This window comes from Nocardioides ginsengisegetis, from assembly GCF_014138045.1.
GTDB lineage: Bacteria > Actinomycetota > Actinomycetes > Propionibacteriales > Nocardioidaceae > Nocardioides > Nocardioides ginsengisegetis.
This window is the reverse complement of record NZ_JACGXA010000001.1, coordinates 1,032,096-1,045,827: the sequence shown is the minus strand read 5'-3', so window position 1 is coordinate 1,045,827 and position 13,732 is coordinate 1,032,096. Positions and strand designations below refer to the sequence as shown.

Annotated in this window: 6 protein-coding genes; 5 read left to right on the top strand and 1 reads right to left on the bottom strand. The window is 70.7% G+C overall.

The window, feature by feature from the left end; genetic code table 11:
* Nucleotides 1-30: 30 nt before the first annotated feature.
* Nucleotides 31-2,610, bottom strand: a complete 2,580-nt coding sequence (glgP, locus tag FB382_RS04885) for an alpha-glucan family phosphorylase (protein ID WP_182537279.1) — start codon at nucleotides 2,608-2,610, stop codon at nucleotides 31-33.
* 113 nt (nucleotides 2,611-2,723) lie between these two features.
* Between glgP and FB382_RS04880 the strand changes: the two genes are divergently transcribed.
* From FB382_RS04880 to glgB, 5 genes are all read left to right on the top strand, one after another.
* Nucleotides 2,724-6,155 carry a M36 family metallopeptidase gene (locus tag FB382_RS04880; protein ID WP_182537277.1) on the top strand — a complete coding sequence of 1,144 codons (3,432 nt, stop codon included), beginning with the start codon at nucleotides 2,724-2,726 and terminating at the stop codon, nucleotides 6,153-6,155.
* Between the two features lie 197 nt (nucleotides 6,156-6,352).
* The gene (locus FB382_RS04875) at nucleotides 6,353-8,326 is read left to right on the top strand and encodes an alpha-1,4-glucan--maltose-1-phosphate maltosyltransferase (protein ID WP_182537275.1); all 1,974 of its coding nucleotides are present in this window, start codon (nucleotides 6,353-6,355) and stop codon (nucleotides 8,324-8,326) included.
* A complete protein-coding gene (gene treS, locus FB382_RS04870) occupies nucleotides 8,323-10,041 on the top strand; it encodes a maltose alpha-D-glucosyltransferase (RefSeq protein ID WP_125035404.1) in 1,719 nt (572 codons plus the stop codon). Before FB382_RS04875 ends, treS begins: the two co-directional genes overlap by 4 nt.
* Entirely contained in the window at nucleotides 10,038-11,450 is a 1,413-nt protein-coding gene (locus FB382_RS04865; protein ID WP_182537273.1) for a maltokinase N-terminal cap-like domain-containing protein, read from the top strand. The genes treS and FB382_RS04865 overlap by 4 nt, the downstream gene beginning before the upstream one ends.
* A complete protein-coding gene (glgB, locus tag FB382_RS04860; protein ID WP_182537271.1) occupies nucleotides 11,447-13,627 on the top strand; it encodes a 1,4-alpha-glucan branching protein GlgB in 2,181 nt (726 codons plus the stop codon). The genes FB382_RS04865 and glgB overlap by 4 nt, the downstream gene beginning before the upstream one ends.
* The last annotated feature ends 105 nt before the right edge of the window (nucleotides 13,628-13,732 follow it).

The window sequence follows — 13,732 nt, the reverse complement described above, 5'->3', positions numbered from 1 at the left end:
GGCCTTCGTGTCGTGCGAGCGGGCGTCGGGTCAGGGCAGCGCGACGATCCCGAGCTCGGCCGACGAGGTCAGCAGGTCGTTGTGGGGCACGACCCGGACGGTGTAGCCGAACGCACCGGAGTGGTCCAGGACGACGCTGCCGTCGAAGCGGTGACGGCCGCCCTCGTAGGACTCGGCCACCGCGAGCGTCTCGATCCGGGTGTCGACCAGGTCGTCCTCGGAGTTGATCACGCCGTGGACCAGCTGGACATCCACGTCGGCAGGCGACAGGTCGCCCAGGCCGATGAAGGCGCGCGCCGACAGCACGTCACCCACCTCGGGGGCGTCGGTGACCCCGCTGCTCTCGACGTGCTCGACCCGCACGGCCGGCCAGCCGGCGCGGACGCGCTTCTTCCACGCAGCGAGCTCGGCGGCGCCGGCGTAGTCGGAGTTGAGCAGGCGGGCGTTGCCGGCGGCCGGGCTGTAGAGCTGGCGCACGTAGTCGCGGACCATGCGGGTGGCCAGCACCTTCGGGCCGAGCGACTTCAGCGTGTGCCGCAGCATCTCGACCCAGCGGGTCGGGACACCGTCGGCGTCGAGGTCGTAGAAGCGCGGCGCGACCTCGTGCTCGATCAGGTCGTAGAGCGCGGTGGCCTCGAGGTCGTCGCGGTGGTCGATGTCGTCGACACCGTCGGCGGTCGGGATGGCCCAGCCGTTGCTGCCGTCGTACCACTCGTCCCACCAGCCGTCGAGGACGGAGAGGTTCAGGCCGCCGTTGAGCGCGGCCTTCATCCCGGACGTGCCGCAGGCCTCGTAGGGACGCAGCGGGTTGTTGAGCCACACGTCGCAGCCGGGGTAGAGCGGCTGCGCCATCGCGATGTCGTAGTTGGGCAGGAAGACGATGCGGTGCCGGATCTCGGGGTCGTCGGAGAGCCGGACGATGTCCTGGATCAGCTTCTTGCCGCCGTCGTCGGCCGGGTGCGCCTTGCCGGCGATGACCAGCTGGACCGGGCGGTCGGGGTGCAGCAGCAGGCGCTTGAGCCGCGCGGGGTCGCGCATCATCAGCGTCAGCCGCTTGTACGACGCCGCACGGCGCGCGAAGCCGATCGTCAGCACGCCGGGGTCCAGCGCAGTGTCGATCCAGCCCAGCTCGGCCCGGGCCGCGCCGCGCTTCTCCCACGACTTGGCGAGCCGCTTGCGCGCGTCGACGACGAGCCGCTGGCGCAGCTCGCGCTTGGTCGACCAGATCGCCGCGCCGGACACCTTGTCGGCCGCGGCCCAGAAGGCGTCGGCGTCGTCGGAGTCACGGTCGGCACCCTCGGCGGCCGCGAGGTCGAACATCTCGCGCGCCACCCACGTGGGCGCGTGCACGCCGTTGGTGATGGAGCTGATCGGGACCTCGGCCTCGTCGAAGGCCGGCCAGAGGCCGTTGAACATCCCGCGGCTGACGTGGCCGTGCAGCTGGGAGACGCCGTTGGCGCGCTGGGCGAGGCGGAAGCCCATCACGGCCATGTTGAACACGGCCGCGTCGCCGCCCTCGTAGTCCTCGGTGCCGAGGGTCAGGATCCGCTCGATCGGCACGCCCGGGAGCGGGCCGGCGTCGGAGAAGTACTGCTCGACGAGGGTCTTGGGGAAACGGTCGATGCCGGCGGGCACCGGGGTGTGGGTGGTGAAGACCGTGGACGCGCGGCTGACCTCGAGCGCGGTGTCGAAGTCCAGGCGCGGGCCGGTCTCGGCGACGGTGAGCTCGCGGATCCGCTCGAGGCCGAGGAAGCCGGCGTGGCCCTCGTTGGTGTGGAAGACCTCGGGCGCCGGGTGACCGGTGATCCGGGAGTAGGCGCGCAGCGCCCGCACGCCGCCGATGCCGAGCAGCATCTCCTGGCGCAGCCGGTGCTCGGAGTTGCCGCCGTAGAGGCGGTCGGTCACGTCGCGGTAGTGGTCGGGGTTGCCCTCGACGTCGGTGTCGAGCAGCAGCAGCGGCACCCGGCCGACGTTGGCCACGAAGATCCGGGCCAACAGGTCTGGTCCACCGGGCAGTGCGATGGTGATGAGCGCGCGGTCGCCGTTCTCCTCGCGGAGCAGCGAGATCGGCAGCCCGTCGGGGTCCAGGACCGGGTAGGTCTCCTGCTGCCAGCCCTCGCGGGAGAGCGCCTGCTTGAAGTAGCCGTGGCGGTAGAGCAGCCCGACGCCGACGATCGGCACGCCGAGGTCGCTGGCGGCCTTGAGGTGGTCACCGGCGAGGATGCCGAGCCCGCCGGAGTACTGCGGCAGCACCGCGGTGATGCCGAACTCCGGGGAGAAGTAGCCGATGGCGCGGGGACCGGACCCGGCCTCCTTGCGCTGGAACCAGCGGTCCCCGGTGAGGTACGCCTCCAGGTCGGCACGGGCGACGCGCAGCATCTCCAGGAAGGTGGCGTCGGCGGCCAGCTCGTCGAGCCGGGCACGGCCGACGGCGCCGAGAAGCTTGACCGGGTCGCGCCCGGTGGACTCCCACAGGTCGGGGTCCACGGCCTCGAAGACGTCCTGCGTCTCCGGGTGCCAGGACCACCTCAGGTTGCCGGCCAGGTCGCCGAGGGCGGACAGCGCCTCGGGCAGGACGGGTCGGACGGTGAATCGTCGAATCGCTCGCACCCGCCGACGGTAGCGCCTTTCTTGGAACGATCCAAGACGTTCGGGCTTCGTGAACATCACGTTTCGCCCCGTCGTACGCATAACGATCACCGGGGGTCGCCGTTGTGATCGGCATGACCCGACACCCCCTGCGTCCCACCGTGCGACGCAGCCGTCGTACGACGGCCGCCCTGGCCCTGCTGACCGCCACCCTGGTCCCCGGGCTCACGCAGCTGCCCGCCCTCGCCGCCGGGGGCACCCCCTCGAGCGCCGACCGCTCCCACGTCGATCCCGACTCCGTCGTGACGCTCGGCGACTCGGTCCCGACCCTGGCCGACGTCGACACCCGTGGGACCGCCCTCCCCTCCCTCGCCCAGAAGCAGGCGGCCGCCGGCCTCGGCGCGATCGACCTCCGGTGGAACCAGTTCGGCACGCCGAGCTCGATCCTGCCGGCCGACGGCTCGCTCGGTGCGGCCCCCGGCAGTCCCGTCCAGGGCGCCCGCGCGTGGCTGCGCGCGCACGCCGCGGTGTTCGGCCTGACCGCCTCCCAGGTCGACGCCCTCGACCTGGTCAACGACCAGAAGCTCGCCCTCGACGGTGGTGACGCGGTCCTCTTCCGCCAGCGCTTCGGCAGCCTCACCCCGGCGCTGGACAGCATGGTGACCGTGGGCATCGCCCGCCACGACGTCGCCTACGTCTCCTCCTCGATCACCAAGACCACCGCGACTCCCCTGCCCGCCACGCTGACGCCCCTGCAGGGCTGGGTGAAGGCGGCCGCGGGTGTCGGCCGCACCCTCTCCGCCGCCGACCTCGCCGGCGTCACCCGGACCGTCTCGGCGGGCTGGACCCGGCTGAGCGTCCCCGGCTTCGCCCAGCAGCAGCAGGTCCGCCTGCGCGCGCTGGCCCTCGCCGACGGCACGGTCCGCCCGGTCTTCGAGGCCAACGTCGTGGACGTCAAGGGCGGCTCCGCCTTCGCCTACACCTCGATGGTCGACGCCCGCACCGGCCGGATCCTGCACCAGCAGAGCCAGGTCGACAACAGCAGCGACGCCTTCCAGTTCAACGGCGAGTACACCGCCACCGACTGCGGCCCCAAGCACCCCTTCGAGATCACCGACAACGCGACCAAGCAGATCGCGGTCGTGGCCTCGGCGGTCGTGGAGTCCGACGACATCGTCGTGAAGATCTTCGACCCGGCTGGCAACGTGCTCGCCAGCGGCGACACGGGCACCAGCCCGGAGGCCGCGACGTACTCCGCCGACGTCATCCCCGCGGGCATCTACTCCGCGCAGGTCTGCCCCTTCCAGGACTCCACCGTCCCGGTCACCGTCGGTGGCCCGTACGCCGGCTTCGTCACCACCAGCGACCAGGAGGCCCCGGCCCCCGGCGACGCGCAGTTCAAGCCGCGCTGGCGCTTCTTCCCGGCCAACCCGAAGCTGAACTGGTCCGCCTCGGACAACGGCCTGAGCAACTCGGTCATCGGCTGCTGGTTCGTCGGCACCGGCTGCACCCTGTCGACCGGCCCGATGCGCAACGTCCAGGCCCCCGGCCCGTGGGACACGATCGGCACCGAGGGCATCAGCTCCAACACGACCTACGGCAACAACGCCAACACCCACGAGGCGTGGCTGAACCCGCTCGCCCCGGGCGGCACCGAGCAGGCCCCGGTCAGCCCGATGCGTGACTACACGATGCCGTTCACCGACGCGTGGAACAACTCCAAGTGCGACCCGACCAACCTGCACCCCGGCGGCAACGACATCGAGGCCGTGGTCACCAACCTGTTCGCGGTGCACAACCGGATGCACGACTTCGCCTACTACCTCGGCTTCAACGAGCGCAACTACAACCTGCAGCTCGACAACCGCGGCAAGGGCGGCACCGGCGGCGACCAGGAGACCGGCAACGCGCAGGCGGGCGCCCTCAGCGGCGGCCAGCCGTCGGCGCTCGGCCGCGACAACGCCAACCAGATCGCGCTCCAGGACGGCGTCCCGGGCATCACCAACCAGTACCTCTTCCAGCCCATCGCCGGTGCGTTCTACTCCCCCTGCACCGACGGCGACCTCGACATGAGCGTCGTGGGCCACGAGTACACCCACGCGATCTCCAACCGCATGGTCGGCGGCCCGGACCAGGGCCTCACCTCCGACCAGGGCGGCGCCATGGGTGAGTCGTGGAGCGACCTGGACGCCATGGAGTACATGTACGAGCACCACTACTCCACCGGCACCAGCCCCTACGTCATCGGCGCCTACGCGACCGGAAACAAGAAGGCCGGCATCCGCGACTACGCGCTGGACAAGAACCCGCTCAACTACAGCGACATCGCGTTCGACGGTCCGGGCGAGGAGGTGCACGCCGACGGCGAGGTCTGGAACGGCACGCAGTTCGAGGTGCGCCAGGCGCTGGTCAAGAAGTACAACGCGCTCGGCTACTCCAGCACCAACCGCGAGCTCAACCTCAAGTGCGCCCAGGGCGGCGTCAACAAAGGCGTCGTGCGCCCCAACAAGTGCCCCGGCAACCGCCGCTGGCTGCAGCTGATCTTCGACTCGTTCCTGCTGCAGCAGGGCTCGACGTCGATGCTGGACGCCCGCGACGCCATGCTGGCCGCCGACAAGATGCGCTTCTACGGCAAGGACCTCAAGGTCATGTGGGACGCCTTCGCCAAGCGCGGCATGGGCAAGGGCGCGGTGTCGACCCCCGACTCCGACCAGCCCAAGCCCAGCTTCGCCTCGCCGAAGTCGGCCAACGGCACCGTCACGTTCAAGACCCCGTCCGCGGGCAAGCTCTTCGTCGGTGACTACGAGGCTCGGGTCACCCCCGTCGCCGACTCGTTCGGCAAGAGCAAGCTCGACAACAAGGTCTCGTTCGTCCCCGGCACCTACCGGATGGTCTTCGCCTCGAAGACCTCGGGCTTCAAGCGCTTCACGCTGACGGTCCGGCCCGGCACCTCGACGTACGTCGTCAAGGCGCCGCGCAACCTCGCCGGCAGCGGCGCGAAGGTGATCGGCTCCACCGACGGCTCGCTCAACCCGGGCGCGCTGATCGACGGCACCGAGGGCACCAACTGGGCCGGCATCACCAGTGACAACGTCGACGTCTCGCACCCCTTCGTCGCCGTCGACCTCGCCGGTGGTGTCCACCAGGTCCGCCGTGTCCAGGTCAGCGCCCTGCTGAACCCGGCCCCGGCCGCCGCGACCGACATCCCGCTCGCGGCCGACCCCGACTCGGGCTCGCGCTTCACCGCGGTGCGGCAGTTCGCGCTCGAGGCGTGCGTGGCCGACTGTGCCTCGGACAACGCCACCTGGAAGCGGTTCTTCACCTCCTCCAAGGACGCGTTCCCGGCCCTCGTGCCGCGGCCCGTCGCGCCCGACCTGACGCTGCGGTCCTTCGACGTGCCGCCGACCAAGGCGGCCGCGATCCGGTTCGTGGTCCTGGAGAACCAGTGCACGGGCTACGCCGGCTACGCCGGGGAGCAGGACAACGACCCGGCCAACGCGACCGACTGCGCCACCGGGTCGGACCGCGGCACCATCGCCCACGCGGCGGAGCTGCAGGTGTACTGACCAGCGGCGCGCGAGGGACGAAGTCGCGCGAGCGCGTCGAAACCCAGTGAGACGAGCAGGGCGGTGACCACGACGGTCGCCGCCCTGCTTCGGCTCCGAGGTTTCGAGGCTCGTCGCTGGCGCTCCTCGCACCTCAACCAGCGGTCTGCCGCGGACTCCGGCTTGCGTGGGGTCCGCTTTCTCGGAAGTGTGGCGACATGGTCGGACGCATCCCAGTCATGAACGTCATGCCCGTGGTGGACCTCGGGCGGCAGTCCGCCAAGGCCACCGTGGGCGAGCCCTTCCCCGTGACCGCGACGGTCTTCCGCGAGGGACACGACAAGCTGGGCGCCGAGGTGGTGCTGACCGGGCCCGACGGGCAGCGGCGCGCCCCGGTGCGGATGGAGAAGGACCCCGAGGTCCCCGACCTCTACAGCGCGTGGGTGACCCCGGACTCCCCCGGCACCTGGACCTTCGAGGTGCAGGCGTGGTCGGACCCGATCGCGACGTGGGAGCACGCCGCCGGGCTGAAGATCCCGGCCGGCGTCGACGTCGACCTGATGTTCACCGAGGGCCGGCTGCTGCTGGAGCGGGTGAAGGCGGGGCTCGATCCCGCGGAGACGCACGCGGCCTCGGTCGTCGAGGGCGGCCTGGCCGCCGCCGGCGACACCTCGCGCCCGGTCGAGGCGCGGCTCGCCGCCCTCCAGGACCCCGAGCTCGTGGCCGTCCTGCACGACCACCCGGTGCGCGACCTGGTCACCGTCGAGGGCCCCTACCCGGCGTACGCCGACCGCAACAAGGCGCTGTTCTCCGCCTGGTACGAGTTCTTCCCGCGCTCCGAGGGCGCCACCAAGGACGCGGTCACCGGCAAGGTCACCAGCGGCAACTTCCGGACCGCGGCGAAGCGGCTCGACGCCGTGGCCGCGATGGGCTTCGACGTGATCTACCTGCCGCCGATCCACCCGATCGGCGAGGTCAACCGCAAGGGACCCAACAACACCCTGACCCCCGGCCCGGACGACACGGGCTCCCCGTGGGCGATCGGCTCGAAGGACGGCGGCCACGACGCCATCCACCCGGCGCTCGGCACGCTCGAGGACTTCGACGCGTTCGTCGCCCGGGCCGCCGACCTGGGTCTCGAGGTCGCGCTGGACCTGGCCCTCCAGGCGGCGCCGGACCACCCCTGGGTGACCACCAACCCCGAGTGGTTCACCACCCGCGCCGACGGCACCATCGCCTACGCGGAGAACCCGCCCAAGAAGTACCAGGACATCTACCCGGTCAACTTCGACAACGACCCGACCGGCATCTGCCGCGAGGTGCTCCGCATCGTGCGCCACTGGATGTCCCACGGCGTCCGGATCTTCCGCGTCGACAACCCGCACACCAAGCCGGTGGCGTTCTGGGAGTGGCTGCTCAAGGAGATCCGCCGCACCGACCCCGACGTGCTGTTCCTCGCCGAGGCGTTCACCCGCCCGGCGATGATGCGCGGCCTCGGCGCCGTCGGCTTCCAGCAGAGCTACACGTACTTCACCTGGCGCACCGCCAAGTGGGAGATCGAGGACTACCTCCGCGAGCTCTCCGCCGAGACCGCCCACCTGATGCGGCCCAACTTCTTCGTCAACACCCCCGACATCCTCCACGCGTTCCTGCAGTACGGCGGGCCGCCGGCGTTCAAGATCCGCGCCGCGCTCGCGGCGACCGGGTCGCCGAGCTGGGGGGTGTACGCCGGCTACGAGCTCTACGAGCACGTCGCGGTCAAGCCGGGCAGCGAGGAGTACCTCGACTCCGAGAAGTACCAGATCCGGATCCGCGACTGGGACAAGGCGGAGGCCGAGGGCCGCACCCTGTCGCCGTACCTCACCCGCCTCAACGAGATCCGCCGCGCGCACCCGGCCCTGCGCCTGCTGCGCAACGTCACGATCCACTCCAGCGACGACGAGAACGTCCTGGTGTTCTCCAAGAAGGACGGCGACGACACCGTCATCGTCGTCATCAACCTCGACCCGCACGGCACCAGAGAGACGATGGTCCACCTCGACCTGCCCGCGCTCGGCATGGCGTGGGGCGACTCCTTCGTCGTCCACGACGAGATCACCGGCGCCGACTGGGGCTGGAGCCAGCACAACTACGTCCGGCTCGACCCCGCCCACGAGCCCGCCCACATCCTGAGCGTGAGGAGCCCCCGTTGACCGAGGCCGCCGCCCCCTTCCCCGACTCCGTCGGGGACACCCCCGACTGGTTCAAGACGGCCGTCTTCTACGAGGTGCTGGTCAGGTCGTTCCGTGACTCCAACGGCGACGGCACCGGCGACTTCAAGGGCCTGACCGAGAAGCTGGACTACCTCCAGTGGCTCGGCGTCGACTGCCTGTGGGTGCCGCCCTTCTTCACCTCGCCGCTGCGCGACGGCGGCTACGACGTCGCCGACTACACCAACATCCTCCCCGAGTGCGGGTCGGTGGAGGACTTCCACCACTTCCTCGACGAGGCGCACAAGCGCGGCATCCGCGTGATCATCGACTTCGTCATGAACCACACGAGCGACCAGCACCCGTGGTTCCAGGCCAGCCGCGAGGACCCCGAGGGTCCCTACGGTGACTTCTACGTCTGGTCCGACACCGACGAGCTCTACCAGGACGCGCGGATCATCTTCGTCGACACCGAGCCGTCCAACTGGACCTGGGACCCGGTCCGCCAGCAGTACTTCTGGCACCGGTTCTTCTCGCACCAGCCCGACCTCAACTTCGACAACCCGAAGGTCCACGAGGCGATGCTGGAGGCGATGTCGTTCTGGCTGGACATGGGCCTGGACGGCTTCCGCCTCGACGCCGTGCCCTACCTCTACGAGCGGCCCGGCACCAACGGCGAGAACCTCCCCGAGACCCACGAGTTCCTGCGGATGTGCCGCAAGTTCGTCGACGACAACTACCCCGGCCGGGTGCTGCTCTGCGAGGCCAACCAGTGGCCCGCCGACGTGGTCGAGTACTTCGGCGACCCGTCGGTCGGCGGCGACGAGTGCCAGATGGCCTTCCACTTCCCGGTGATGCCGCGCATCTTCATGGCGGTGCGCCGCGAGTCGCGCTTCCCGATCTCGGAGATCCTCGAGCAGACGCCGCCGATCCCCGACGGCTGCCAGTGGGGCATCTTCCTGCGCAACCACGACGAGCTGACCCTCGAGATGGTCACCGACGAGGACCGCGACTACATGTGGGGCGAGTACGCCAAGGACCCGCGGATGAAGGCCAACATCGGCATCCGCCGCCGGCTGGCCCCGCTGCTCGACAACGACATCAACCAGATCGAGCTGTTCACCGCGCTCCTGCTCTCCCTGCCCGGCTCCCCCGTCCTCTACTACGGCGACGAGATCGGGATGGGCGACAACATCTGGCTGGGTGACCGCGACGGGGTCCGCACCCCGATGCAGTGGACGCCGGACCGCAACGCGGGCTTCTCCTCGGCCACGCCCGGCAAGCTGCACCTGCCGGCCATCCAGGACCCGGTCTACGGCTACCAGAGCGTCAACGTCGAGGCCCAGCTGGAGAACTCCTCCTCCCTGCTGCACTGGACCCGCCGGATGATCCAGGCCCGCCGCCAGCACGAGGCGTTCGGGCTCGGCTCGTTCACCGACCTCGGCGGCTCCAACTCGACGGTGCTGTCCTACGTCCGCGAGCACGAGGCGTCCAACGGCTCGCGCGACATCATCGTGTGCGTCAACAACCTCTCCCGCTTCCCGCAGCCGGTCGAGCTCGACCTGCGCCGCTGGGAGGGGATGGTCCCCGTGGAGCTGCTCGGCGGGGTGCCGTTCCCGGCGATCGGCGAGCTGCCGTATCTCCTGACGCTCGGTGGGTACGGCTTCTACTGGTTCCGCCTGACCGCGCCCGACAACGACGAGGGGATGTCCCAGTGACGACCACCGACCAGCCGCAGGACCTGCTCACGACCTTCGTGGCGCAGGCCCGGTGGTTCGGCGGCAAGGGTCGCGACTTCTCCATCACCGGCGGCCGGCGCCTGGGTGAGGTGCCCGGGCACGTCGCCGACGGGCCGCACGTCGCGATCGACCTCGTCACGCTGTCCTTCGAGGACGGCGGGGCGGACGAGTACTACCAGCTCCCGCTCGCCTTCTACGCCGAGCCGCAGGAGCGGATCGCCCACGCCCACCTCGGGCAGTGGCACGACGAGGACTTCGGCACGTGTCACGTGTACGACGCGGTGCACGACCGCGAGGCGATGGCCTGCTGGCTGCGCTCCTTCGCCGATCCCCCGGAGTCCGGGCCGCTCGCGTTCCACCGGCTGCCCGGCCACGAGCTGGACCTCGAGACCCACTCGACGCTGTTCGCCGGCGAGCAGTCCAACTCCTCGGTCGCCTTCGGCGACGACTCGCTGATGAAGGTGTTCCGCAAGATCACCCCCGGCGCCAACCCGGACATCTCCATCCACGAGGTGCTCACCACGGCGGGCTCCGACCACGTGGCCGCCCTCTACGGCTGGCTCGACACGCCCTCGCTCACGACCGAGGGCGAGCCCACGGACCAGGTCCTGCAGCTGGCGATGCTCCAGCAGTTCCTCAAGACCGCCACCGACGGCTGGGACCTGGCCCTGGCCAGCGTCCGCAACCTCTTCGCCGAGGCCGACCTGCACGCCGACGAGGTCGGCGGCGACTTCGCCGGCGAGTCGGCACGGCTCGGCGAGGCCCTGGCCGAGGTGCACGCCAGCCTCGCCCACCACTTCCCCACCGAGGAGCGCTCGGCCGCCCAGGTCGGCGCCCTCGCCGCCGCCATGCGGGACCGGCTCGAGGCCGCCCTGCTGGTCGTCCCCGGCCTGGCGCCGCACGCCGACCGTCTGCGCGCGGCGTACGACGACCTCGCGGCCCTCGAGAGCGTGCGCGTCCAGCGCATCCACGGCGACCTGCACCTGGGCCAGACCCTGCGCACCGTGCGCGGCTGGAAGATCGTCGACTTCGAGGGCGAGCCGGCAAAGCCGCTGTCCGAGCGGGTGCTGCCCGACTCGCCCTGGCGTGACGTGGCCGGCATGCTGCGCTCGTTCGACTACGCGCCGCGCGTCGTCGAGCGCACGTGGGGCAACACCGACGACGACAACGCCCCGCAGCGCGCCTACCGGGCCGCGGAGTGGGCCGAGCGCAACCGCACGACCTTCCTCGAGGCCTACGCCGGCCGCGAGCTGACCGCCGACGAGCACGTCCTGCTCGCGGCGTACGTCGCCGACAAGGCGGTCTACGAGACCGTCTACGAAGTACGCAACCGTCCCTCCTGGGTGGCGATCCCACTCGAGGCCGTCGCAAGGATCGGAGTGTCATGACCACCTCTGTGAAGCCCGTCGACACCGGCGAGCTCGACCTCCTGGTCCAGGGCGGACACGGGCACCCGCACACCGTCCTGGGCGCCCACCCGCACGAGGGCGGCGTGACCGTCCGGGTCTACAAGCCGCTGGCGACCTCGGTCGTGGTCCGGCACGGCGGCACCGAGACCGAGCTCGCCCACGAGCACGACGGCATCTGGGTCGGCACGCTCGACGTGGCCGACGTCCCGGACTACCGGGTGGCGGTGTCCTACGGCGACAGCCCGATCGAGGTCGACGACCCCTACCGGTTCCTGCCGACGCTCGGCGAGGTCGACCTGCACCTGATCAACGAGGGTCGCCACGAGCAGCTGTGGACGGTCCTCGGCGCCCGGGTGCACCACTACGACGTGCCGGGCGGCGGCCGGATCAGCGGCACGGCGTTCGCCGTGTGGGCGCCGTCGGCACGCGGCGTACGCCTCAAGGGGTCGTTCAACAACTGGGACGGTCGCGAGCACCCGATGCGCCAGCTCGGGACCTCGGGCGTGTGGGAGCTGTTCGTGCCCGGCGTCGGCGCCGGCGCCGGCTACAAGTTCCTGATCCTCGGCACCGACGGGCAGTGGCGCGAGAAGGCCGACCCGATGGCGTCCTGGGCCGAGGTGCCGCCGGCGACCTCGTCGGTCGTCTACGAGTCGCACTACACGTGGGGCGACGACGCGTGGATGCGCGAGCGGGCCGGCAAGCAGCCGGTGACCGAGGCGATGAGCGTCTACGAGATGCACCTCGCGTCGTGGCGCCGCGGCAAGTCGTGGGCCGAGCTGGCCGAGGAGCTGCCGGCGTACCTCGCCGACCTGGGGTTCACCCACGTCGAGCTGATGCCGGTCATGCAGCACCCCTTCGGCGGGTCGTGGGGCTACCACGTCACGTCGTACTTCGCGCCCGACTCCCGCTTCGGCGACCCCGACGGCTTCCGCCTGCTCGTCGACCGGCTCCACCAGGCCGGCATCGGCGTGATCCTGGACTGGGTGCCGGGCCACTTCGCCACCGACGAGTGGGCGCTGGCCCGCTTCGACGGGACGCCCCTCTACGAGGACCCCAACCCGCAGCGCGGCTGGCACAAGGAGTGGGGCTCCCACATCTTCAACTTCGGGCGCCCCGAGGTCCGCAACTTCCTCTACGCCAACGCGCTCTACTGGCTGGAGGAGTTCCACGCCGACGGGCTGCGCGTCGACGGCGTGGCCTCGATGCTCTACCTCGACTACTCCCGCGAGGAGGGTGAGTGGTCGCCGAACATCCACGGCGGCCGCGAGAACCTCGAGGCGGTGCAGTTCCTCCAGGAGATGAACGCCACCGTCTACAAGCGGGTGCCGGGGGCGACCACGATCGCCGAGGAGTCGACCTCCTGGCCCGGCGTCACGCGGCCCACGGACGCGGACGGCCTCGGCTTCGGCTTCAAGTGGAACATGGGCTGGATGCACGACTCGCTGGGCTACATGGAACACCAGCCCGTGCACCGCTCCTACCACCACGGCGAGATGACGTTCTCCCTCGTCTACGCCTGGTCGGAGAACTTCGTGCTCCCGATCAGCCACGACGAGGTCGTGCACGGCAAGGGCTCCCTGCTGCGCAAGATGCCCGGCGACCGCTGGCAGCAGCTGGCCAACCTGCGCGCCTACCTGGCCTTCATGTGGGCGCACCCCGGCAAGCAGCTGCTCTTCATGGGCGCCGAGATGGGCCAGGAGTCGGAGTGGGCCGAGGCCCGCGAGCTCGACTGGTGGCTGCTCGACCACCCCGAGCACCGGGGCGTGCAGTCCCTCGTGCGCGACCTCAACGCCGCCTACCGCTCCTCCCCCGCGCTCTGGGCGCGCGACCACGAGCCGTCGGCGTTCCAGTGGATCGACGCCAACGACGCCGGCCGCAACACCTTCTCCTTCGTACGTCGCGGACGCGACGGCGACGCCGACCTGGTCTGCATCGCCAACTTCGCGGCCGTGCCGCACGAGGGCTACCGGCTCGGCCTGCCCGCCGCCGGCCGCTGGGACGAGGTCGTCAACACCGACGCCGAGACCTACACCGGCTCCGGGGTCGGCAACATGGGCGCCGTCACGGCCGTCGCCGGCGACTGGTCGGGCCAGCCGGCGTACGCCGACGTCGTCGTGCCTCCCCTCGCGACGGTGTGGTTGCGGCGGGCCGACTGAGGCTGGCACCGCCGCCGGCAGCTTCACCATGAGAAGTGGTCGCAGCGTCACTTCTCATGGTGAATTCACCGTGTGAAGTGCAGACTCATCCACTTCTCATGGTGA

Coding starts and splice junctions, on each gene's coding strand:
- FB382_RS04875 (WP_182537275.1), top strand. CDS start 6,353: ATGGTCGGACGCATCCCAGTCATGAACGTCATGCCCGTGGTGGACCTC.
- FB382_RS04880 (WP_182537277.1), top strand. CDS start 2,724: ATGACCCGACACCCCCTGCGTCCCACCGTGCGACGCAGCCGTCGTACG.
- glgB (WP_182537271.1), top strand. CDS start 11,447: ATGACCACCTCTGTGAAGCCCGTCGACACCGGCGAGCTCGACCTCCTG.